Source organism: Pseudomonas sp. 2FG (assembly GCF_005502935.1).
Lineage (GTDB): Bacteria > Pseudomonadota > Gammaproteobacteria > Pseudomonadales > Pseudomonadaceae > Aquipseudomonas.
On sequence record NZ_SCMP01000001.1, the window covers coordinates 231,711 to 253,730 of the forward strand.

At 61.9% G+C, this 22,020-nt stretch carries 19 protein-coding genes and 1 pseudogene; 16 read left to right on the forward strand and 4 right to left on the reverse strand.

Going from position 1 to position 22,020, the window contains the following annotated elements; translation table 11 throughout:
- Positions 1-51: 51 nt before the first annotated feature.
- The gene (locus FFS13_RS01040; protein ID WP_137817270.1) at positions 52-1,533 is read right to left on the reverse strand and encodes a glycosyltransferase family 2 protein; all 1,482 of its coding nucleotides are present in this window, start codon (positions 1,531-1,533) and stop codon (positions 52-54) included.
- 89 nt (positions 1,534-1,622) lie between these two features.
- Positions 1,623-2,933, reverse strand: a complete 1,311-nt coding sequence (locus FFS13_RS01045; protein ID WP_137817271.1) for a nucleotide sugar dehydrogenase — start codon at positions 2,931-2,933, stop codon at positions 1,623-1,625.
- Between the two features lie 984 nt (positions 2,934-3,917).
- Between FFS13_RS01045 and FFS13_RS20310 the strand changes: the two are divergent.
- A pseudogene (locus FFS13_RS20310) lies at positions 3,918-4,010 on the forward strand (hypothetical protein); the annotation flags it as partial.
- A 98-nt stretch (positions 4,011-4,108) separates the two neighbouring features.
- On the opposite strand, the gene FFS13_RS01050 reads toward FFS13_RS20310, so the two are convergent.
- Complete coding sequence (locus FFS13_RS01050) at positions 4,109-4,792, reverse strand: alpha/beta family hydrolase (protein WP_137817272.1); 684 nt, start codon at positions 4,790-4,792, stop codon at positions 4,109-4,111.
- 580 nt (positions 4,793-5,372) lie between these two features.
- Here FFS13_RS01050 and ccoN point away from each other — a divergent pair.
- The 13 genes from ccoN (at position 5,373) to FFS13_RS01115 (ending at position 18,467) form a co-directional block, all read left to right on the forward strand.
- On the forward strand, positions 5,373-6,812 hold the full coding sequence (gene ccoN, locus FFS13_RS01055) for a cytochrome-c oxidase, cbb3-type subunit I (protein WP_137817273.1): 1,440 nt from the start codon (positions 5,373-5,375) through the stop codon (positions 6,810-6,812).
- A complete protein-coding gene (gene ccoO / locus FFS13_RS01060; protein ID WP_137817274.1) occupies positions 6,812-7,429 on the forward strand; it encodes a cytochrome-c oxidase, cbb3-type subunit II in 618 nt (205 codons plus the stop codon). The genes ccoN and ccoO overlap by 1 nt, the downstream gene beginning before the upstream one ends.
- Before the next feature lie 5 nt (positions 7,430-7,434).
- Entirely contained in the window at positions 7,435-7,626 is a 192-nt protein-coding gene (locus tag FFS13_RS01065) for a cbb3-type cytochrome c oxidase subunit 3 (RefSeq protein ID WP_137817275.1), read from the forward strand.
- On the forward strand, positions 7,623-8,606 hold the full coding sequence (ccoP, locus tag FFS13_RS01070; protein ID WP_137817276.1) for a cytochrome-c oxidase, cbb3-type subunit III: 984 nt from the start codon (positions 7,623-7,625) through the stop codon (positions 8,604-8,606). The genes FFS13_RS01065 and ccoP overlap by 4 nt, the downstream gene beginning before the upstream one ends.
- A gap of 196 nt (positions 8,607-8,802) precedes the next feature.
- Positions 8,803-10,218 carry a cytochrome c oxidase accessory protein CcoG gene (gene ccoG / locus FFS13_RS01075; protein ID WP_137817277.1) on the forward strand — a complete coding sequence of 472 codons (1,416 nt, stop codon included), beginning with the start codon at positions 8,803-8,805 and terminating at the stop codon, positions 10,216-10,218.
- 12 nt (positions 10,219-10,230) lie between these two features.
- The gene (locus tag FFS13_RS01080; protein ID WP_137817278.1) at positions 10,231-10,767 is read left to right on the forward strand and encodes a FixH family protein; all 537 of its coding nucleotides are present in this window, start codon (positions 10,231-10,233) and stop codon (positions 10,765-10,767) included.
- Between the two features lie 51 nt (positions 10,768-10,818).
- Positions 10,819-13,278: a heavy metal translocating P-type ATPase gene (locus tag FFS13_RS01085; protein ID WP_137817279.1), complete on the forward strand. Its 2,460-nt coding sequence runs from the start codon at positions 10,819-10,821 to the stop codon at positions 13,276-13,278.
- A gap of 36 nt (positions 13,279-13,314) precedes the next feature.
- Complete coding sequence (gene ccoS / locus FFS13_RS01090) at positions 13,315-13,542, forward strand: cbb3-type cytochrome oxidase assembly protein CcoS (protein ID WP_137817280.1); 228 nt, start codon at positions 13,315-13,317, stop codon at positions 13,540-13,542.
- Entirely contained in the window at positions 13,535-14,260 is a 726-nt protein-coding gene (locus tag FFS13_RS01095; protein ID WP_137817281.1) for a sulfite exporter TauE/SafE family protein, read from the forward strand. Before ccoS ends, FFS13_RS01095 begins: the two co-directional genes overlap by 8 nt.
- Before the next feature lie 81 nt (positions 14,261-14,341).
- Entirely contained in the window at positions 14,342-15,724 is a 1,383-nt protein-coding gene (hemN, locus tag FFS13_RS01100; protein WP_137817282.1) for an oxygen-independent coproporphyrinogen III oxidase, read from the forward strand.
- A gap of 181 nt (positions 15,725-15,905) precedes the next feature.
- Entirely contained in the window at positions 15,906-16,640 is a 735-nt protein-coding gene (fnr, locus tag FFS13_RS01105) for a fumarate/nitrate reduction transcriptional regulator Fnr (RefSeq protein ID WP_137817283.1), read from the forward strand.
- A 107-nt stretch (positions 16,641-16,747) separates the two neighbouring features.
- Positions 16,748-17,296, forward strand: coding sequence for an adenine phosphoribosyltransferase (locus tag FFS13_RS01110; RefSeq protein WP_137817284.1), 549 nt, complete (start codon positions 16,748-16,750; stop codon positions 17,294-17,296).
- A 340-nt stretch (positions 17,297-17,636) separates the two neighbouring features.
- Positions 17,637-18,467, forward strand: coding sequence for a metal-dependent hydrolase (locus tag FFS13_RS01115; RefSeq protein WP_137817285.1), 831 nt, complete (start codon positions 17,637-17,639; stop codon positions 18,465-18,467).
- A 32-nt stretch (positions 18,468-18,499) separates the two neighbouring features.
- Here the strand turns inward: FFS13_RS01115 and FFS13_RS01120 are convergent, their stop codons facing one another.
- Positions 18,500-19,225: a TetR family transcriptional regulator gene (locus tag FFS13_RS01120; RefSeq protein WP_137817286.1), complete on the reverse strand. Its 726-nt coding sequence runs from the start codon at positions 19,223-19,225 to the stop codon at positions 18,500-18,502.
- 146 nt (positions 19,226-19,371) lie between these two features.
- On the opposite strand from FFS13_RS01120, the gene FFS13_RS01125 reads away from it, so the two are divergent.
- Complete coding sequence (locus FFS13_RS01125; RefSeq protein ID WP_137817287.1) at positions 19,372-20,934, forward strand: NAD(P)/FAD-dependent oxidoreductase; 1,563 nt, start codon at positions 19,372-19,374, stop codon at positions 20,932-20,934.
- On the forward strand, positions 20,931-21,818 hold the full coding sequence (locus tag FFS13_RS01130; RefSeq protein WP_137817288.1) for an SDR family oxidoreductase: 888 nt from the start codon (positions 20,931-20,933) through the stop codon (positions 21,816-21,818). Before FFS13_RS01125 ends, FFS13_RS01130 begins: the two co-directional genes overlap by 4 nt.
- Positions 21,819-22,020: the final 202 nt, after the last annotated feature.

Consider the following 22,020-nt stretch of genomic DNA (forward strand, 5'->3'; position numbering starts at 1 on the left):
ATTAATAAGTTAAACCCAGCTTCAAGCGGCCATCGGCCATCCCTATGCCGATCACACCACGTACATCAGCACTGCAACGAAGATGCTGCCCGCCGAGAACGTCATGGCTCGTGATGACCAGGTGTTAAACCAGCGCTGGAAGCTGGCCAGGTCGCGATTGAGTTTGGTTTTCTGACGGGTCCAGGACTGCTGGTCGAGGCGGAAAAAGACGTAGACCTTCACCAGCGCACCAAGGACCTGGTTGTAATACAGGATCAGCGGATAGGCAGGCCCCACCTGGTGCCCCGAAGCCAATAGCAGCAGGGTCAGGACCAGGCGGGTCATGCCGATCCACAGCAGGTAGATCATCAGGTAGGCAAAGCCGTATTTGATGCTGGCGATGATCGCCACCGACGGCCCGAGCAGGCTGGTCCACATCGAGACGCGCTGGTCGCACAACACCAGGCAGGTGAACCAGCCCAGGCGCCGCGGCCCCAGTCCCAGGGCACGGGAGTTCTGCCGCAGGTTGTTGCCATACCAGCGGAACATCAGCTTGCGGCTGGCCTTGATGAAGCTCTTTTCCGGCGGATGCTCGACCGTATTGATCGCCGCATCGGGCACGTAGAAGGTGTCATAGCCCAGGCGCATCAGGCTGTACCAACTGGACTTGTCGTCGCCGGTGAGGAACTTGAAGCGGCCCAGCCGCCAGTGTTCGAGGTGATCGCTCTCGACGTCGGCGATAAAGCCGGGATCGGTGATTACCCGAGCCTTGAACACCGACATCCGTCCGGTCAGCGTCAGCACGCGTTTGGACAGCGCCATCGAGCACATGTTGATATGGCGCTGGGCGAAGCGCAGCTTGTGCCACTCGCTCATGATGTAACTGCCGCGCACCTCGCAGAACTCATTGGTGGTCAGGCCACCGACGTTCTCGAACAGCTTGAAGTACGGCACTGTCTTGCGCACCACGCCCGGGCTGAGCACGGTGTCGCCGTCGATCACGGCCACCACCGCATCGTCATCCGGCAGGTGCCGGGAAATTGCCCGGAAACCATGGGCCAGGCCGTCGCGCTTGCCGGTCCCGGCGATCCGGACGAAATCCAGCTTGACCCGATCCGGCGGATTCATCCGCGCCCACAGATTCTTGATCAGCAACTCATCGGACAACTCGACGATCGAACAGACCAGCGTGGCCGGGTAGCCGCAATCGATTGCCTCCTGGATCACCGAGCGATACACCTGCGCAGTGGTGAGGGCATCGATGCGGAAGCTGGTGACCATCAGGAACACCTGCGAAGGATCGGCCGCCGCCCCGAGCTTGCGCGCCTTGCGCCGATAGTGCGGAAACACCAAGTAGAGGAAGATCAGCCCCCGCACGTAGTGAATCGCGCCCACGGAATAGCGCCAGATGCCAACGGCACCGAGTATTAAAAGGAAGTCTGTGGACTCCGGGTCGAAGATGCTGCGCGGCAGCAGCAACGCAATCCCCATGAGTAACGTGAGGTAAAACAACCACCCTGCGCCATTGCGCAGGCGACTCTGCAAACCATCCATGTCCCTGTGACCCGTCTGAGTTATCAGAACTGCAACGGGGCGTTGTTGTTATTCTTGTAACGCCCTTGCGAGTATTGATTGCGCTGGACTTACCAGCAGATACCTTCCAGTTCGGCACCCGTGGTTTGCCGCATGAACCCAACCAGATCGATCACTTTCTTGCCGGCAGGCACCTGATTCACCAGCGTCTCGAACATCTCATCACCATTGCCGAGCACAATGATGTCGGCATCCGCGACCACCTGATTGAAGTCGGCACGCAGCAGCGAGGAGACATGCGGAATCTTCGCTTCGATGTATTCGCGGTTGGCACCGTGGACACGTGCATATTCGACGTTGCGGTCGAAGATCTTCAGGTCATAGCCCTTGCCGATCAGCATTTCCGCCAATTCCACCAGCGGACTTTCGCGCAGGTCGTCGGTACCCGCCTTGAAGCTCAGCCCCATCAACGCGACCTTGCGCTTGTCGTAACTGGCGATGATGTCGAAAGCTTTCTTGACCTGGGCCGCATTGCTCGGCATAAGCGAGCCGATCAGTGGCGACTCGACATCCAACTGGCTGGCGCGGTAGCTGAGCGCACGCACGTCCTTCGGCAGGCAGGAGCCACCGAAGGCGAAGCCCGGACGCATGTAGTACTTGGAGAGGTTGAGCTTGTGATCCTGGCAGATCACCTCCATCACCTCGCGACCATCGACACCCAGCGCCTTGGAGATGTTGCCGATCTCGTTGGCAAAGGTGACCTTGGCCGCATGCCAGACGTTGCAGGTGTACTTGATCATTTCCGCGACTTCGATGCTCTTGCGGATGATCGGCGCATCCAACTCGCTGTAGATCTCTTCAAGCAGGTCGCCCGAGGTCTTATCCAGCTCGCCGATCACGGTCATCGCCGGGAAGTCGTAGTCATTGATGGCTGTACTCTCACGCAGGAACTCGGGGTTCACCGCGACACCGAAATCCACCCCAGCCTTCATCCCCGAGACCTTTTCCAAGGTCGGGATCACCACATTCTTCAGGGTGCCGGGAAGTACGGTGCTGCGTACCACCACGGTGTGACGGCTGGCTTTCTCTGGCAGCACTTTGCCGATCTGCTCACAGACTTCGACGATATAGGACACATCGAGATCGCCATTGCGCTTGCTCGGTGTCGGAGGAGCGAGGAACGAGATATCCGTCTCGAGGATAGCCTCACGGACATTCAGGGTACCGCGCAGATTGCCGTTACTGACCCCCTTCTGCAGCAGGACTTCCAGCCCTGGCTCGACAATCGGCGACTTGCCGCTGTTGATCAGATCGATCTTGAGCGCCGAGATATCCACCCCGACTATCTGATGCCCCCTTGCCGACAAGCATCCTGCACACACCGCACCGACATAGCCCAGACCAAAAATGCTGATTCGCATGTAACGAACCCTCCTTGCAATTACCGTCCATGGAATGTCCGATAACACTCCATATCCCTTGATAGACCGGCAGGTACTTCAAACTCCTTGGGCCCACTTATCAGTCAGGCCGCTCTTAGCAACAGCAGCCCGACATAAATCTTTGTGAGTCATTCCTACAATTTCGAAAAGGCAAAATAGATGCCAAAGCAACGCACGCCATTAAAAACCGAAAAGGCAGTCGTACTTCAAGCAAAACAAATAGTTAACAGAACGAGATATCAGACCGATGACTAATTCGAACTAACGCACCAACACCAAAATGACGCAACCCGTCTAGCTCAGGCCCCAGGGGAGCGCAATTAGATGACAACTAACAAGTCGAGTGCAATAAGCGCGGCACATTATTAAAGAATGATCACTCAACAAAACAGCGCCAAAATCATGACGACATAATTACATCGCTACCGAATACCGCACAGTTTCTGACTCCCAACCAAACACCCCTCTTCAAAGTAAGCGGTCGCACAATCAATCATTAATAATTTTTTCAAGCTCGATAAGTTAAGTTATTATTCTGGCGTCAAATTTTAAAACCCCTACAAGAGCGACAACCATTACCGGGTCAACGCCTATGCCACCCCACTGCTGGAAAACAGCCAGGTGCTAGTGTGCTGTCTCAGAATTATTGTTTCGATGACACCGGCTCGTAGGGTGCGCCGTGCGCACCAGGCACCCGGTGTCAGTGGTGCGCACGGCGCACCCTACACAGGCCAGCCGCAGCCGCTTGAGCAATGATTATTGCGAGACAGCACACTAGGTTCTGAATCGGCGCGACCAAACCGACGACCGAGCAAGTACGTCACGCCGAGGCACTGCATCAACGCACCAACTCGGACAAGTCGGCCATTCCGGGCAGCGCCCCCTGGCTACCGGTTTCGCAGAACTGATAGCCGTTCATTCTGGTCAGCCCGGTCAGTTTCCTGATTGGCGCCTGCCCGCCTCGTCGGTGAAACCGGCGGAACCGTGACTCGCCGAGCCCAAGACCGCGACGAAATTGGCGGCGTAGTCGATGTGATCGAAGGCATTGCCGACCAGATTGCCTCCGCCGATGAAGCCCAGAGCACGGTCCTACTCAGCAAAGAACTGACGGCGACCGCGTAAAGCCAGCCCCCGCTAGTCGAGCGCTTTAACCGCTAACGCGACAAAAACGCCGCCACAGCATCCGCCGCACTGTCCAGATGCTGTTCATGAGTAAAACCTGAAGCCTTTAACGGCTTCAGGTCATGATCGGCCGCCGTCAGCCATAACAACTCGATCATCACTGACAACTTGTATCCCGCCACAGTCAGGCGATCGCCCATGGCGTCGCGCTCGCCCTGCACCATCAGCGTGGGCGTCTGCAGATCGGCCAGATGCGCCACCCGTGGCTTGTCCACCTTGCCGATGGCGTGAAACGGGTAGCCGAGGCACACCAGCGCAGCCGACCCCAGCTCGTCGGCCAGCAGGCTCGCCATCCGCCCCCCCATCGACTTGCCGCCGATCGCCACAGGCCCGCTGAACTCCTGGCGCACCTGCGCATAGACCTGGCGCCAGGCCTCCAGCAGTTGCGCCTGCGGGTTGGGCGGCCGCTTGCGCCCATCCACCCGCCGCGCGGCCATATAGGCGAACTCAAAGCGCAGCACCGCCACCCCACGCGTCGCCAGGCGCTCCGCCATACCCTGCATAAACGGGCTATCCATCGCCGCGCCAGCCCCATGGGCGAGAATCAGGCAGACCTCGGCCCCGCCTTGCGGCCGGCTCCATAACCACTCGCCCACCTGCGCACTAGTGTGTGGAAGTTGATCCCGATCAATACCCTGCATTTGCCCTTTCACCATGCTTGCCTCGCTTTTGCAGAATCCGCCTTTCGCCGTGACTGGAGGCTTTTACCTGAACCGCGCAACCAGTAACGCCTATTGCGACCATCTATAGGCCATCGCCCGCGCAAAATCTTGCAGCTCCTCAAGGGTGCCGCAGAAGCCGGGGCAATGGCTGGCGGTGTGCCCCAGACGCCGCAAATCAACCCGGCGCCGACGACAAGAGCGCGGGCAAAAGCAAGAAAATCCGCTTACCACCGAGGACTCAGCAGGATGCACCCACCTTTATCCAGCGCGCCGTTTCGAGCTGCGACCCAGTGTCGCACCTCGCCGACAGGCAACCGTCACAGCTGTGTGACTTGGACTAATCTTCGCGCATTAGCCGCCGGCCATAACCTCAAGGCAGCGCCCCTCTTTGCGCAACATCCGTTATCGAGTCGAGCACCTGAGAAACGTCCTCATTTAGAGGCTGAAATAACTTGTTTCAGATGCCTGAAACCCCGATAGCTGCTGCTTGCGGCGTTGCAATGGCTACCTGGTTTCTCCATACTTGCCGCCGATTTTTACCCCTAAAAAACACCCTAAACCGTGGAACCTTAGAATGAGCACAGCAATCAGTCCGACTGCTTATAACTATAAGGTGGTCCGCCAGTTCGCCATCATGACGGTGGTCTGGGGGATCCTTGGCATGGGCATGGGCGTTTTCATTGCCTCGCAACTGGTCTTTCCGGAGCTGAACTTCGGTCTGCCATGGACGAGCTTTGGACGCCTGCGCCCTCTACACACCAACTTGGTGATTTTCGCCTTCGGCGGCTGTGCTCTGTTCGCCACGTCCTACTACGTGGTGCAACGTACCTGTCAGGCCCGACTGATCTCTGACAGCCTCGCCTCCTTCACCTTCTGGGGCTGGCAAGCGGTGATCCTCGGCGCCGGCGTCACCCTGCCGCTGGGCTACACCAGTTCCAAGGAATACGCCGAGCTGGAATGGCCGATCGACATCCTCCTCGGGATCGTCTGGATCACCTACGCCGTGGTGTTCTTCGGCACCATCATGAAGCGCAAGGCCAAGCACATCTATGTCGGTAACTGGTTCTTCGGCGCCTTCATCCTGGTGACCGCGCTGCTGCACATAGTCAACAGCATGGAAATGCCGGTTTCCGCGTTCAAGTCCTACTCGCTGTACTCCGGCGCGACCGACGCGATGATTCAGTGGTGGTACGGCCACAACGCCGTGGGTTTCTTCCTGACCACCGGCTTCCTCGGCATGATGTACTACTTCGTACCGAAGCAGGCCGAGCGTCCGATCTACTCCTATCGCCTGTCGATCGTGCACTTCTGGGCGCTGATCACCCTATACATCTGGGCCGGTCCGCACCACCTGCACTACACCGCGCTGCCGGATTGGGCGCAGTCCCTCGGCATGGCGATGTCGATCATCCTCCTTGCTCCGAGCTGGGGCGGCATGATCAACGGCATGATGACCCTGTCCGGCGCCTGGCATAAGCTGCGCACCGACCCAATCCTGCGCTTTTTGGTGGTCTCCCTGGCGTTCTACGGCATGTCGACCTTCGAAGGCCCGATGATGGCCATCAAGACCGTCAACGCCCTGTCCCACTACACCGACTGGACCATCGGCCACGTACATGCTGGCGCCCTCGGCTGGGTGGCGATGATCTCCATCGGCGCGCTGTACCACATGATTCCGAAGCTCTGGGGTCGCCCACAAATGCACAGCATTGGCTTGATCAACGCGCATTTCTGGCTCGCCACCATCGGTACCGTGCTGTACATCGCCTCCATGTGGGTCAACGGCATCACCCAGGGCCTGATGTGGCGCGCCATCAACGAAGACGGCACCCTCACCTACTCCTTCGTTGAAGCGCTGGTAGCCAGCAAGCCAGGTTTCATCGTGCGGGCAATCGGTGGTGCGTTCTTCGCCTCCGGCATGCTGCTGATGGCCTACAACACCTTCCGCACCGTGCGCGCCTCCAAGCCAGCTGAAGCTGAAGCCGCCGCTCAGATCGCTGTAGGAGCTCATTGATGAACCCCCAAGTACACGAAGTAGTCGAGAAGAATATCGGCCTGCTGGCCTTCTTCATGGTCATCGCCGTCAGCATCGGCGGCCTGACCCAGATCGTCCCGCTGTTCTTCCAGGACGTCACCAACCAGCCGGTGGAAGGCATGAAGCCGCGCACCGCCTTGGAACTGGAAGGCCGTGACGTTTACATCGCCAACGGCTGTGTCGGCTGCCACTCGCAGATGATCCGCCCGTTCCGCGCCGAGACCGAACGCTATGGCCACTACTCGGTAGCCGGCGAAAGCGTCTGGGATCATCCGTTCCTCTGGGGTTCCAAGCGTACCGGCCCGGACCTGGCCCGGGTTGGCGGCCGCTACTCCGATGAGTGGCAGCGTGCGCATTTGTACAACCCGCGCAACGTGGTGCCCGAGTCGATCATGCCGGCCTACCCCTTCCTGGTCGAGAACAAGCTGGACGGCAAAGACACTGCCAAGAAGATGGAAGTGCTGCGCTCCATGGGCGTGCCTTACACCGACGAAGACATTGCCGGCGCCCGCGCTGCGGTTAAAGGCAAGACCGAAATGGATGCCGTGGTGGCCTACCTGCAAGGCCTGGGCACCATCATCAAAAGCAAACGGTGACTGTGATGGACATCGGGATGATTCGTGGTCTTGGCACCGTTGTAGTGATGGTGGCCTTTATCGGTCTGGCGCTTTGGGTGTTTAGCGGAAGACGTAAAAAGGACTTTGACGAGGCCACACTGCTGCCTTTCGCAGATGATCCCGAAGCCATTAAGCACGTCGAGCAAGAGCAAGCTTCTAGGAGTAACAAAGAATGACCCTCTTCTGGAGTCTGTACGTCACAGCACTCACCCTGGGCACCATCGCCACGCTGACCGGGATCCTGTTATCCACGCGTAAAGGCCAGCGCAAAGAAGCCACCGACCAGACGGTCGGCCACTCCTTCGACGGCATCGAGGAGTACGACAACCCACTGCCGAAATGGTGGTTCATGTTGTTCGTCGCCACCATCATCTTCGCCCTCGGCTACCTGGCGCTCTACCCTGGCCTGGGTAACTGGAAAGGCCTGCTGCCGGGTTACGGCCACCTGAACAACGAGACCCAGCAAGCCTTCTCGAATGGTCAGCCCGGCTGGACCGGCGTGCACGAGTGGGAAAAGGAAATGGCCAAGGCTGACGCGAAGTTCGCGCCGATCTTCGCCAAGTTCGCCGCCATGCCCATCGAAGAAGTCGCCAAAGACCCGCAAGCCCTGAAGATGGGCGGCCGCCTGTTCGCCTCCAACTGCTCGGTTTGCCACGGTTCCGACGCCAAAGGCTCTTATGGCTTTCCCAACCTAACCGACGCCGACTGGCGCTGGGGCGGCGAGGCGGCAACCATCAAGACCACCATCCTGGGCGGTCGCCAGGGTGTGATGCCGGCCTGGGGCGAGGTGATCGGCGAACAAGGCGTACGCGATGTGGCCGCCTTCGTGCTGACCGAACTGGACGGCCGCAAGCTGCCGGAAGACGCGAAAGCCGACCCCGCCGCCGGCCAGAAGATCTTCACCGCCAACTGTCAGGCTTGCCACGGCCCAGCAGGTAAAGGCACCCCAGCGATGGGCGCACCAGACCTGACTCACCCGGCTGCGTTCATCTACGGCTCGAGCTTCGCTCAACTGCAGCAGACCATCCGCTACGGTCGCCAAGGCGTGATGCCAGCCCAGGAGCAACTCCAGGGCAACGACAAGGTTCACCTGTTGGCGGCTTACGTCTACAGCTTGTCGCATGGCAACGATGCCGCTGCCGATACGGCCGAGTAAGTTCTGTTTTCGGAGTCATGCCCGCTCTGGCGGGCTGGCTCTGAAGCAGCACCAAGATAACGCCCCACCTCCACGCGACTTCGGGTCGCAGCGTTAAAGCCGCACTCCCAGCGTATAATTCAGAGCGCGCAAGTCGCTTTGACCTCTGTCGGCAGGTACTGGCCGAGGCTCTCTTCCACAGCCGTGGTACGCACTGATGAGCAAGCAGATCCCCGTTCAAGACATTACCCCGCAGGCCAAGCCGGCGGCTAACGGCGTCGACCTCTACGCCTCACGTGAAAAGATCTACACCCGCGCCTTCACCGGTTTCTTCCGCAATCTGCGCAGGTTCGGTGGCGCCGCGCTGTTTCTGCTGTACTTCGGCACCGTCTGGCTCAACTGGGCGGGGCATCAGGCGGTCTGGTGGAACCTGCCGGAGCGCAAGTTCTACATCTTCGGCGCCACCTTCTGGCCGCAGGACTTTATCCTGCTCTCCGGGCTATTGATCATCAGCGCCTTTGGCCTGTTCTTCATCACCGTGTTCGCCGGCCGCGTCTGGTGCGGCTACACCTGCCCGCAGAGCGTCTGGACCTGGATTTTCATGTGGTGCGAGAAGGTCACCGAAGGCGACCGTAATCAGCGCATCAAGCTCGACAAAGCGCCCATGAACGCCAACAAGTTCCTGCGCAAGCTGGCCAAACACAGCCTCTGGCTGGTGATCGGCTTCGTCACCGGGCTGACCTTCGTCGGCTACTTCTCGCCCATTCGCGAGCTGAGCCTCGACTTCTTTATCGGCCAGGCCGATGGCTGGTCGTACTTCTGGGCCGGCTTCTTTACCCTCGCCACCTACGGCAACGCCGGCTACTTGCGCGAGCAGGTGTGCATCTACATGTGCCCCTACGCGCGCTTCCAGAGCGTGATGTTCGACAAGGACACCCTGGTCGTCTCCTACGACCCGCGCAAAGGCGAGCACCGCGGCCCGCGTAAAAAGGGCGCCGACTACAAGGCCGAAGGCCTCGGCGACTGCATCGACTGCACCATGTGCGTACAGGTCTGCCCGACTGGCATCGACATCCGCGACGGCCTGCAGATCGAATGTATCGGCTGCGCCGCCTGCATCGACGCCTGCGACTCGATCATGGACAAGATGGACTACCCGCGCGGGTTGATCAGCTACACCACCGAACACAACCTCGCCGGACAGAAGACCCATCTGCTACGGCCACGCCTGATCGGCTATGCCATCGCCCTGCTCGCCATGATCGGCCTGCTCGCCGCGGCCTTCGTCATGCGTCCGCTGGTGGGCTTCGACGTCAGCAAGGATCGCGTGCTCTACCGCGAAAACGCCGAAGGGCGAATCGAGAACGTCTACAGCCTGAAGATCATGAACAAGGATCAGCGCGAGCACACCTACCTGCTCGATGCCAAGGGCCTGGACGACCTGCAACTGGCAGGCCAGCGCGAGCTCAAGGTCGCCGCCGGCGAGATCCTGAGCCTGCCGGTAGAACTGTCCATCGCGCCAGAGAAGTTGCCGTCGAGTGCCAACGAGGTGATCTTCACCCTCGATGACGTCGACGAACCCGACACGCATGTTGAAGCCAAGAGCCGCTTCATCGGCCCGCACATTCGTTAAGAGAGCGACAAGATGCCCGCTACACCCGCTAGTCCTTGGTACAAACACCTCTGGCCCTGGATCATCATCGCCATGCTGGCCACCTCGGTGCTCCTCACCATCCATATGGTGATAATTGCCGCGGACACCGAAGACACACTGGTCAGCGACAATTATTACGAGGCCGGCAAGGGCATCAGCCGTTCGCTGGAGCGCGAACAACTGGCCAAAGAGCTGAAGCTACAGGCCAAGGCCCACCTCGACGAATTGACCGGCGAAGTCAGCCTGCGCCTGTCCGGCAACAGCCGCCCGGACACGCTCGAACTCAACCTGATCTCCCCGACCCAGGCGGGAAAAGACCGGCACATCGCACTGACGCGCAGCACCACGGAAGCAGACCGCTACATCGGCCAGCTGCCTGAAGCCATCAGCGGTCGCCGCTTCATCGAATTGCTCGGCCAGCAAGGCGAGCAGACCTGGCGCCTGTTCGAGGAAGAAATGCTCAGCCCCGGCGCTGACATGCTGCTCGGTGACGAACCCATCCCCGGGGCGGAAGACCTGCGTCCATGAGCGCGCCGGTAACCTCCCGCCCGCTCAAGCTCGAGCGCTGAAGGCTTCTCCATGAGCGCACCTTTGCCCTGCTATCACTGCGGCTTGCCGGTTCCCGCCGGCAGTCGCTTTTGCGCGGCCGTGCTCAGTGAATCCCGTGAGTTCTGCTGCCCCGGCTGCCAGGCGGTGGCCGAAGCGATAGTCGCCGGCGGCCTGGACAGTTATTACCGCCACCGCAGCGAAGTCTCGGCCAACCCGCAGGCTCTGCCCCAGCAACTCAGCGATGAGCTGGCGCTGTACGACCGCCCCGATGTGCAGCAACCCTTCGTGCGGCACGACGGCGAGCTGGCCGAGGCCACCTTGCTGATGGAAGGCATCAGTTGCGCCGCCTGTGGCTGGCTGATCGAGCATCATCTGCGCCATCTGCCGGGGGTGGCCGAAGCCCGCCTGAACCTGTCCAACCACCGCTTGCAGGTTCGCTGGGCGGACAGCCAACTGCCCCTCAGCCAACTGCTCGGCGAACTGCGCAGCATTGGCTATGCCGCCCACCCCTACCAGGCGGATCGCGCGGCCGAGCAATTGGCTGCGGAAAATCGTCTGGCCCTGCGCCAACTGGGGGTCGCCGGGCTGCTGTGGTTCCAGGCGATGATGGCGACCATGGCCACTTGGCCGGAATTCAATATCGACCTGAGTCCGGAGCTGCATCAGATTCTGCGCTGGGTGGCGATGTTTCTGACCACTCCAATAGTGTTCTACAGCTGCGCACCGTTCTTTCGCGGCGCCCTGCGCGATTTGCGTACCCGTCATCTGACCATGGACGTTTCGGTCTCGCTGGCGATTGGCGGCGCCTACCTCGCCGGGATCTGGACGGCGATCAGCGGCCAGGGTGAGCTGTATTTCGATGCGGTCGGCATGTTCGCCTTGTTCCTCCTCAGCGGCCGCTACCTGGAACGCCGCGCCCGTGAGCGCACCGTCGCAGCGACCGCGCAGTTGGTCAATCTGCTACCGGCCTCCTGTCTACGCCTGGACGCCCAGGGCCAGAGTGAGCGCATCCTGCTCAGCGAGTTGCGGCTCGGTGATAGTGTATTGGTGCAACCCGGCGCGGTAGTGCCGGCCGATGGACGCATCCGGCAAGGTCAATCGAGCGTCGATGAATCGCTGCTGACCGGCGAATACCTGCCGCAAGCGCGCAGCGAAGGCGATGCGGTGACCGCCGGCACGCTCAACGTCGAAGGCCCCTTGACCGTCGAAGTCCTGGCGCTGGGGCACGACACCCGGCTCTCGGCCATCGTCCGCCTGCTCGAACGCGCGCAAGCCGACAAGCCACGCCTGGCCGAACTGGCCGACCGCGCGGCGCAATGGTTCCTGCTCGCCACCCTGCTGCTCGCCGCCGTTATCGGCCTGATCTGGTGGCAACTGGAGCCGTCCCGCGCGTTCTGGGTCGTGCTGGCCATGCTGGTCGCCACCTGCCCGTGCGCGCTGTCCCTGGCGACGCCCACGGCACTCACGGCAGCCACCGGCACCTTGCACAAGCTGGGTCTGCTGCTGACCCGCGGGCATGTGTTGGAAGGCCTGAACCAGATCGATACGGTGATTTTCGACAAGACCGGCACCCTCACCGAAGGCCGCTTGACGCTACGGGCTATCCGCCCGCTGGGCGCCGAGAACGCCGACAGCTGCCTGGCCCTGGCCGCGGCCCTGGAAGATCGCTCGGAACACCCCATAGCCCGGGCGTTCGGCCGAGCCCCGCAGGCCGCAGAAGAGGTCACCAGCAGCCCCGGCCTCGGCCTCGAAGGCCTGGTTGCCGGCCGGCGTCTGCGCATCGGCCAGCCACTTTTCGTCTGCGCGCTGAGTGGTTGCGCAGTGCCAGGCATGCCTGAGGAGCCCGGCCAATGGCTGCTGCTCGGCGACAACCAGGGCCCTCTGGCCTGGTTCGTCCTGGATGATCGCCTGCGGGCCGACGCGCCTGCCCTGCTCGCCGCCTGCAAGGCCCGCGGCTGGCAGACGTTGCTGCTGTCCGGCGACAGCTCACCGATGGTCGCCAGCGTCGCCGCCGAGCTGGGGATTGACCAAGCCCGCGGCGGCTTGCACCCCGCTGACAAGCTGGCGCTCCTCCAGCAGTTGCACCAGCAAGGGCGCAAGGTGCTGATGCTCGGTGACGGGGTCAACGATGTGCCGGTGCTGGCCGCCGCCGATATCAGCGTGGCCATGGGTTCGGCCACCGATCTGGCGAAAACCAGTGCCGATGCGGTACTCCTGTCCAATCGCCTGGAGGCGCTGATTCAGGCCTTCGGTCTGGCCCGCCGCACCCGCCGTGTAATCATCGAGAACCTGCTCTGGGCGGGGCTGTACAATGGCCTGATGTTGCCGTTCGCCGCCCTCGGCTGGATCACCCCCGCCTGGGCCGCGCTCGGCATGTCGCTCAGCTCGCTGACCGTGGTGCTCAATGCCTTGCGCCTGACCCGTCTGCCGGCGATAAAGGCCGTGCCCGCCAGTGCCCACACGACCAGCGCCCGTCACGCCCCCGCCTGAGCGGGGCGTGAGGTTTCCCGCTCACCTGGAGGCTGTATGCCCGCGCTCTACGTGATGATTCCAGTAGCCCTGCTGATCGTCGCCATCGCCATCTATATCTTCTTCTGGGCGGTCGACAGCGGTCAGTACGACGACCTGGATGGCCCGGCCCACAGCATCCTGTTCGACGACCAGGACCCGCAGCATCAGGCCGGCATCGACGAAGCCAGCGGCAACACAACCTCAGGCAAGCAGCCCAAAGACCAGGCCCCCCCGCGTGTTTGAACTCGCTCCACTGCTGGTTTCCGCACTGATCCTCGGCCTGCTCGGTGGTGGCCACTGCCTGGGGATGTGTGGCGGTTTGATGGGTGCGCTGACCCTGGCCATCCCGCCCGAGCAACGCAGGCGGCGTTTGCGTCTGCTGCTCGCCTACAATCTCGGCCGGATTCTCAGCTATGCCAGCGCCGGCCTGTTGATCGGCCTGGCCGGCTGGGCCGTCGCCAGCAGCCCGGCGGCGCTGGCACTGCGCGTGGTGGCGGCCTTGCTGCTGATCGCCATGGGCCTCTATCTGGCCGGCTGGTGGAGTGGCCTGACCCGCATCGAGGCCCTGGGTCGCGGACTCTGGCGGCATATCCAACCCTTCGCCAGCCGCTTGCTGCCGATCTCCAGCCTGCCCCGCGCCCTGCTGCTCGGCGCACTCTGGGGCTGGCTGCCCTGCGGTTTGGTCTACAGCACCCTGCTGTGGGCCGCCAGCCAAGGCGATGCGCTCGACAGTGCGCTGCTGATGCTGGCGTTCGGTCTCGGCACCTGGCCGGTACTGCTAGCCACCGGCATGGCCGCCGAACGGCTGACCGCGGTGCTGCGCAAGCGCAGGGTGCGCATGGCCGGCGGCCTATTGGTGATCCTCTTTGGGCTGTGGACGCTACCCGGCCCCCATCAGGCCTGGCTGATGGGGCATGGCTCCAGCCACAGCAGCGCGCCAGCCGGGCAGCACCAGCACTGAGCCACTTGATACAGATCAAGATGGCCTCTGCGCCCGCTCTTTAGACTCCCCGGCACAGCCTGAAAACCGGGGATCGCTCGCATGCTCGATACCATCAATTGGGACACCGACCTGATCCACCGCTACGATCAGGCCGGCCCGCGCTACACCTCCTACCCGACGGCCCTGCAGTTCCATCCCGGCGTCGGCCCGGCCGAGCTGCTTGACGCCCTGCACGGCAGCCGTCGGGCCCTGCGCCCGTTGTCGCTGTACCTGCACATCCCGTTCTGCGCCAACATTTGCTACTACTGCGCCTGCAACAAGGTCATCACCAAGGATCGCAGCCGTAGCGAGCCCTATCTGGATCGGCTAACCCACGAGATCGCCCTCCTTGGCGGTCATCTGGATCGCCGCCAGCGCGTCGAACAACTGCACTTTGGGGGTGGCACTCCCACCTTTCTCAACCATGCCCAATTACGCCGCCTGATGGGCACGCTGCGGCAGAATTTCAGCCTGCTGGAGGACGATTCCGGCGACTACGGCATCGAGCTCGACCCGCGCGAGGCCGACTGGTCGAGCATGGGTCTGCTGCGCGAGCTGGGCTTCAACCGCGTCAGTGTCGGCGTACAGGACTTCGATCCAGCGGTGCAGCGTGCCATCAATCGCCTGCAAAGCCTGGAGCAAACCCGCGCCATCATCGAAGCCGCGCACACCCTGCAGTTCCGTTCGGTGAATATCGACCTGATCTATGGCCTGCCCAAACAGACCCCGGCGAGCTTCGCCCGTACCGTCGCCGAGGTGATCGCCCTGCAGCCCGATCGGCTCTCGGTGTTCAACTACGCCCACCTGCCGCAGCGCTTTCTGCCGCAACGGCGCATCAACACCAGCGAGCTACCGAGCGCCACCGACAAGCTGGCGATGCTGCAACAAAGCATCGCGCAACTGACCGCTGCCGGTTACCGCTATATCGGCATGGATCATTTCGCCCTGGCTGACGACGAGTTGAGCAGCGCCCAGGAAGAGGGCCGCCTGCAGCGTAATTTCCAGGGCTACACCACCCATGGCCATTGCGACCTGCTGGGGCTTGGGGTCTCGGCGATCAGCCAGATTGGCGAGCTGTACAGCCAGAACAGCAGCGACCTGGCGCAGTACCAGAACGACCTGGAAAAAGGCCAGTTGGCCACCCGGCGCGGCCTGCATTGCAACGCCGATGACCGGATCCGGCGCGCCGTGATACAGCACCTGATCTGCCGGTTCGAACTGGAGTTCAGCGTGATCGAAAACCAGTTCAACATCGACTTTCGCGCCTACTTCGGCGCGATCTGGCCGCAACTCCAGCACATGGCCGCAGACGGCTTGCTCGATCTGAGCGACCGCGCCATCCACATCCGCCCCGCCGGGCGTCTACTGGTACGCTCGGTGTGCATGCTGTTCGACCACTACCTGGCCGAGCAAAACCGCCAGCGCTTTTCACGGGTGATCTGATCGCGCCCGGACTCAACGGACGCCCGGTCAGCCTTGAAGAAGGCTACCCGCAACCTGTGCGCGCCTTGCCTACCGATAGGCTCTTTCGGCCATTAACGGGGAAACTTGAGCAAATGGTCAGGCGCCGACCTAGCTGTTACCCTTACAGCTCATGTGTGCTTTAGCGTAAGGACTTTTCTCGATGGCCGAGAACATCAAGGCCCGCAGCCTGCCCCAAGTGCATTGCAAGGATTGCAGCCTGGCCGGCCTGTGCCTGCCGCTGTCCATGGATCTGGAAGATATGGATGCCTTGGATGAAATCGTTAAACGCAGCCGCCCGCTGAGCAAAGGCGACTTCCTGTTCCGCCAGGGCGATGCCTTCGGCTCGGTCTTCGCCGTGCGCTCAGGCGCCCTGCGCACCTTCAGCGTCTCGGATGCGGGCGATGAGCAGATCACCGGCTTCCACTTACCCAGCGAACTGGTCGGCATGTCCGGCATGGACGGCGAGACTTACCCCATGTCGGCGCAAGCGCTGGAAACCACCTCGGTCTGTGAAATCCCCTTCGAGAGACTCGACGAACTGTCCGTACAGCTGCCCCAACTGCGCCGCCAGTTGATGCGGATAATGAGTCGGGAAATCCGCGACGATCAACAGATGATGCTGCTGCTCTCGAAGAAAACCGCCGACGAGCGCATCGCCACCTTCCTGGTCAACCTCTCCGCTCGTTTCCGCGCCCGTGGCTTCTCGGCCCATCAGTTCCGTCTGGCCATGTCGCGCAGCGAAATCGGCAACTACCTGGGCTTGGCGGTGGAAACCGTGTCACGGGTATTCACCCGCTTCCAGCAGAACGGCCTGATCGCCGCCGAAGGCAAGGAAATCCAAATCCTCGACCCTATCGGGCTGTGCGCCCTGGCCGGCGGCAACCTCGAAGGCTGAACACTGTCCCGACTGTCGAGACTGTCCCGGCTGCCGAACCGTTAAACCTGATCACGCCAGGCTTGCTAGAATTTCCGCACGCCCGCCAGCCGTAGGACTCCGTGCCGATGATCTTCGACGAATTCAGTATCAAATCCCTGATCCGCCCCGTGCCCGACTTCCCCAAACCCGGGGTGATCTTTCGTGACATCACCCCGTTATTCCAGTCCCCTCGCGCCCTGCGCATGGTCGCCGACAGCTTTATCCAGCGCTATGTCGAGACCGAGTTCAGCCATGTCGGGGCCATGGACGCACGTGGCTTTCTGATCGGTTCGATCATCGCCTACGCCCTCAACAAGCCGCTGATTCTGTTTCGCAAGCAAGGCAAGCTGCCGGGTGACGTGCTGGCCGAGGGCTACCAGACCGAGTACGGCGAAGCCTTCCTCGAAGTGCATGCCGACAGCCTGTGTGAGGGTGACTCGGTGTTGATGTTCGATGACCTGATTGCCACCGGCGGCACCCTGCTGGCCGCGGCCAATCTGGTGCGGCGCCTGGGCGCGAGCATCTTCGAGGCGGCCGCGATCATCGACCTGCCGGAACTCGGCGGCTCGCAACGATTGCAAGACATCGGCATCCCAACGTTCTGCCTGACGACCTTTGCACTCAGCGATCGCTGATCCGCAGCCCTACAGTTGTTACCGTGCAGCGGCCCGGCCGGAGCACTCCCGCCGGGCCGCTGCACTTTGGATGGGTGTCCTTGCCCACGGCTTCGCCTAATCATTGACAGTGATTAATGACACAATCATCACTGTCATCGCGAGCCGTACAACAACAAGGGTCGCCAATCAGGCTGTGTGAAAACGTAGCGAGCGAAGGTTAGACAAGGCAAAAACAGGCGAGAAAGCGCAGTTTACCGGTTGTAAATGAGCATTTTGAGCCTGTTTTTAACGCCGGATAACCGAGCGCAGTAGTTTTCCCACAGCCTGCAGCCGCGACCCGAGAGCCGAGGAGCCGCCCATGACTACCAGTGCCAAACTGCCCAGCGCCAGTTTCCCCGTGCGCCGGATGGATTTCAGCTTCGCCCAGACCGAGAAATACTGGTGGAGTGGCGACCCGTTCATGAGCCACTTCATGAACAACCTCTCGTCGCTGTTTCCCTACGGCGAGATGTTCTTCGTCGACAGCGTGCGCGCGGTGCGCGAGCGGATCACCGGGCCGCAGTTGAAGAAAGACATCGGCGCCTTCATCGGCCAGGAGGCCATGCACTCCAAGGAGCACGCGGCCTACAACGAATACGCGGCCAAACACGCTATCGACCTGGAGCGCCTGGAGCTGCGGATCAAGGTACTGCTGGAGTGGGTGACCAAGATCACCACCAAGAAACAGCGCCTGGCCGCCACCTGCGCGCTGGAACACTTCACCGCCACCATGGCCCAGCAACTGCTGCAGCGTGAAGACCTGACCACCCAGATCGACGACCCGAAGCTGTACCAGCTGTGGATGTGGCACGCCATCGAGGAAAACGAGCACAAGGCGGTGTGCTATGACGCCTACCAGGCGATAGGCGGCGGCTATTTCACCCGTGTCGCCATGATGGCCATCTCCACCCTGATCTTCTTCGGCGTGATCGGCTGGTTCCAGCTACACCTGCTGCGCAAGGATCGCCAACTGTTCAACTGGGCGAGCTGGCGGAATGGCCTGCGCGCCCTGTTCAGCCCGCGCGATGGCTTCCTCACCAAGCTGATCCGGCCTTACCTGGACTACTACCGACCTGGCTTCCACCCCCTCGACCACGACACCAAGACGCTGGAACAGTGCTGGAAAGAACGCCTCGGTTTTAGCGGTTAAAAAACACCGCACGAAGCGGACTGGCTGAGTTTTCAGCCCTCCGCTTCGCCGCTCAGATTCAATACGCCCAGGCTTTGCAACAAGGTCGCGCCGGCGAACATCATCAGGATCTGCGCCTGGGCCTGGGCACAGATGGCCGTGCGCCGTTCCGGTTGTTCGATATAGTCCAGTGATTGCTGGAATAGCTGGCGGCTGATCAGCGAGGAGACCTGGCGAATCGCGGCCTTATCCAGACTCGGCAGCAACTGCAACTCGCCGATGTCCTCCGCCATATCATCGGCAAACTCATCCATCACCCGCCGCAAAGCCTCACGCAGCACCGGCGAAGCGCCATGCAGCTCGCGCATGCCGACGATAAAGGCTTGCGGGTTGTCGGCGACGAAGGCGAAAAACAGCTCGACCGTCTCGCAGCAGACCCGCCGCCCACGGCCCAGGTCGATGCCCAGCGGCAGGGCTTTGGCCGCCACTTCGCGCAGCGAGTCATCGGCCCGCTGCGCCGCCTGCCGGCGTAGATCACGCAGCGGCTGACGGATCTGCGCCGCCATTTCGCCAATCAGCGCCAAGCCCAGATCATCGACCGTCTTGAAGTGCCTATAAAAGGTGTTCGGGTTCAACCCCGCGGCGCGCGCCAACTCGCGCAGGCCTAAGCGGCTCAGGCTGCGGGACTCGGCAGCCAGGCGCAGCGCGGCATTCATCAACAAGCGCTTGCCCTGCGCCTCGACCACTTTGGGTGGGCTGACCTCTACCGCTACTTTCATCGTGCTCGACCCACTCTTCGGAAGATTGGCTCTACGGAAAATTGACCCTACGGAAGATCGGCTTGACCCTTCGGTATACGGGTGTATACATACCCTCCAGGTAGACAAGCGTATACACCGAAAACAAGCATAACAGGAGCTTGGTCATGAGCGCACAACCTGCCGTCCCACCTACCACTGCCAGACACACCAAGATCGCCATCATCGGCACCGGCTTCTCCGGCCTGGGCATGGCGATCCGCCTGAAGCAGCAAGGCGAAAATGACTTCCTGCTGTTCGAGAAGGCAGGCGGCGTCGGCGGCACCTGGCGGGTCAACAATTACCCCGGCTGTGGCTGCGATGTGCAATCGCACCTGTATTCCTTTTCCTTCGAGCAGAACCCCGAGTGGACGCGCATGTTCGCCCCCCAGCCGGAGATCAAGAGCTATCTGGAAGGCTGCTGGGAAAAATACCGCCTGCAGCACAACACCCTGCTGCAGACCGAAGTGGCGGGCCTGCGCTGGGATGACGAGTTGCAGCTGTGGCACCTCCATGATGCGGCCGGCAACCACTACAGCGCGCAGTTCGTGGTGTCCGGTATGGGCGCCCTGTCGACCCCATCGATCCCCCAACTGCACGGCCTGGAGCGTTTTGCCGGCAAGCTGTTCCACTCGCAGCAGTGGGATCACGCCTATGACCTCACAGGCAAACGCGTTGCGGTGATCGGCACGGGCGCTTCGGCTATCCAGTTCGTCCCGCAGATCCAGCAACAGGTCGGCCAGCTTGACCTCTACCAGCGCACCGCGCCCTGGATCATGCCGAAACCGGACCGCGCCATCCGCGAGGCCGAGCGTGAGCGCTTCAAGCGGTTCCCGCTGGCGCAGAAGCTCTGGCGCGGCTTGATCTACACGCTGCTGGAAAGCCGCGTGATTGGCTTCGCCTGGGCGCCGCGCATGATGAAACTGGCGCAATGGGCCGGTAAGGCGTTTATCCACAAGCAGATCAAGGATCCCGTGCTGCGCGCCAAGGTCACCCCGGACTACCGCATGGGCTGCAAGCGCGTGCTGATCTCCAACGACTACTTCCCGGCCCTGACCCAGCCGAATGTCGAGGTGATCACCGACGGCATCCAGGAAATCCGCGCGCACAGCATCCTCAGCGCCGACGGCCGAGAGCGGCAGATCGACGCGATCATCTTCGGCACCGGCTTCACCCCGAGCGACCCCATGCCGCGCGGGGTGATCTTCGGCCGTAACGGTGTCGACCTGCTCGACACCTGGCCAGACGGCCCGCAGGCCTACAAGGGCACCCTGACGGCGGGCTTCCCCAACCTGTTCTTCCTGATGGGGCCGAACACCGGGCTGGGGCACAACTCGATGGTTTATATGATCGAGTCGCAGATTCACTACGTGCTCGGCGCCCTCAACCTGCTGAGCGAACGCAAGCTGCGGAGCCTGGAGGTCAAACGCGCGGTTCAAGACAGCTTCAACGCCAAGCTTCAAGGCCAGCTCGGCAACAGCGTGTGGAACGCCGGCGGCTGCAAGAGCTGGTATCTGCACCCGGTCAGCGGCCGTAACTGCACGGTCTGGCCCGGCTTCACCTGGCGCTTCCGCCTGCTCACGCGCAACTTCGACCCGGCGGCCTATCACTTCAACCGCGCCCAACCCGCTCACCCGGCCCAGGGCTTTATGCCGGCCGTAGCCCGTCAGACTGAAGAGGTCAGCGCATGAAATCCTTCGAGAACAAAGTCGCCGCCATCACCGGCGCCGGCTCCGGTATCGGCCGCGCGCTGGCCTACGGTCTAGCGCGCCAGGGCTGCCATCTGGCGCTCGCCGACCTGAACGGCGAAGCCCTGGCGGAAACCGCCGCCCAGGCGCGCCTTCTCGGCGTACAGGTGACGGAGAGCCAGGTCAACGTCGCCGACCGCGACGCCGTACACGCCTGGGCCGAGCAGGTGGTACTGGATCACGGCCGGGTCAACCTGATCTTCAACAACGCCGGCGTGGCCCAGGGCGGCACCGTGGAAGGCAACGATTACGCCGACTACGAGTGGATCATGAACATCAACTTCTGGGGCGTGGTGCACGGCAGCAAGGCCTTCCTGCCGCACCTGCAGGCAGCGGGCGAAGGCCATATCGTCAACGTCTCCAGCGTGTTCGGGCTGTTTGCCCAACCGGGCATGAGCGCCTACAACGCCAGCAAGTTCGCCGTGCGCGGCTTCACCGAGTCGCTGCGTCAGGAACTGGACATGGAAGGCCGCGGCGTGTCGGCCAGCTGCGTGCACCCGGGCGGGATCAAGACCAACATCGCCAAGACCGCGCGGATGAACGACAGCCTGAGCAAGGTCACCGGGCAAGGCGCCGATCAGGCGCGCCAGCAGTTCAACGACCAACTGCTGCGCACCACCCCGGACAAGGCGGCCCAAGTGATCATGCGCGGCGTGCTACGCAACAACCGGCGCATCCTGATCGGCGCCGACGCCCGGGCGCTGGACGCCCTGCAGCGCCTGCTGCCGGCCCTCTACCAGCGTCTGCTGGTCGGCTCCATGCGCCTGGCCGCCCGTTTTGCGCCCAAGCCGAAATACTCGGGCAACAGCCAGGAAGTGGCTGAATAAAGGGCGCTACCGGTAGAACCCAGTAAAAACAGAGGGCGGCGGTTCAACGAACCGCCGCCCTTGGTGCGTCAGCCAGCCGAACAGCAATTTCTGCAACGGAAAACCCGCCAACTCGTTCGGAAAACCGAATGCGCATCACCCCTCTATTCGGAAGACCGGACACAACGCATTTCTCCCCGCGCACAAATACTAAAAATAATCT

What these genes read in the sequence shown, in the direction of transcription:
- ccoN (WP_137817273.1), top strand. Translation starts at nt 5,373, where the DNA reads ATGAGCACAGCAATCAGTCCGACTGCTTATAACTATAAGGTGGTCCGC.
- FFS13_RS01045 (WP_137817271.1), bottom strand. Translation starts at nt 2,933, where the DNA reads ATGCGAATCAGCATTTTTGGTCTGGGCTATGTCGGTGCGGTGTGTGCA.
- ccoO (WP_137817274.1), top strand. Translation starts at nt 6,812, where the DNA reads ATGAACCCCCAAGTACACGAAGTAGTCGAGAAGAATATCGGCCTGCTG.
- FFS13_RS01130 (WP_137817288.1), top strand. Translation starts at nt 20,931, where the DNA reads ATGAAATCCTTCGAGAACAAAGTCGCCGCCATCACCGGCGCCGGCTCC.
- ccoP (WP_137817276.1), top strand. Translation starts at nt 7,623, where the DNA reads ATGACCCTCTTCTGGAGTCTGTACGTCACAGCACTCACCCTGGGCACC.
- FFS13_RS01120 (WP_137817286.1), bottom strand. Translation starts at nt 19,225, where the DNA reads ATGAAAGTAGCGGTAGAGGTCAGCCCACCCAAAGTGGTCGAGGCGCAG.
- FFS13_RS01065 (WP_137817275.1), top strand. Translation starts at nt 7,435, where the DNA reads ATGGACATCGGGATGATTCGTGGTCTTGGCACCGTTGTAGTGATGGTG.
- FFS13_RS01050 (WP_137817272.1), bottom strand. Translation starts at nt 4,792, where the DNA reads ATGGTGAAAGGGCAAATGCAGGGTATTGATCGGGATCAACTTCCACAC.
- fnr (WP_137817283.1), top strand. Translation starts at nt 15,906, where the DNA reads ATGGCCGAGAACATCAAGGCCCGCAGCCTGCCCCAAGTGCATTGCAAG.
- hemN (WP_137817282.1), top strand. Translation starts at nt 14,342, where the DNA reads ATGCTCGATACCATCAATTGGGACACCGACCTGATCCACCGCTACGAT.
- FFS13_RS01080 (WP_137817278.1), top strand. Translation starts at nt 10,231, where the DNA reads ATGCCCGCTACACCCGCTAGTCCTTGGTACAAACACCTCTGGCCCTGG.
- FFS13_RS01115 (WP_137817285.1), top strand. Translation starts at nt 17,637, where the DNA reads ATGACTACCAGTGCCAAACTGCCCAGCGCCAGTTTCCCCGTGCGCCGG.
- FFS13_RS01085 (WP_137817279.1), top strand. Translation starts at nt 10,819, where the DNA reads ATGAGCGCACCTTTGCCCTGCTATCACTGCGGCTTGCCGGTTCCCGCC.
- ccoS (WP_137817280.1), top strand. Translation starts at nt 13,315, where the DNA reads ATGCCCGCGCTCTACGTGATGATTCCAGTAGCCCTGCTGATCGTCGCC.
- ccoG (WP_137817277.1), top strand. Translation starts at nt 8,803, where the DNA reads ATGAGCAAGCAGATCCCCGTTCAAGACATTACCCCGCAGGCCAAGCCG.
- FFS13_RS01125 (WP_137817287.1), top strand. Translation starts at nt 19,372, where the DNA reads ATGAGCGCACAACCTGCCGTCCCACCTACCACTGCCAGACACACCAAG.
- FFS13_RS01040 (WP_137817270.1), bottom strand. Translation starts at nt 1,533, where the DNA reads ATGGATGGTTTGCAGAGTCGCCTGCGCAATGGCGCAGGGTGGTTGTTT.
- FFS13_RS01110 (WP_137817284.1), top strand. Translation starts at nt 16,748, where the DNA reads ATGATCTTCGACGAATTCAGTATCAAATCCCTGATCCGCCCCGTGCCC.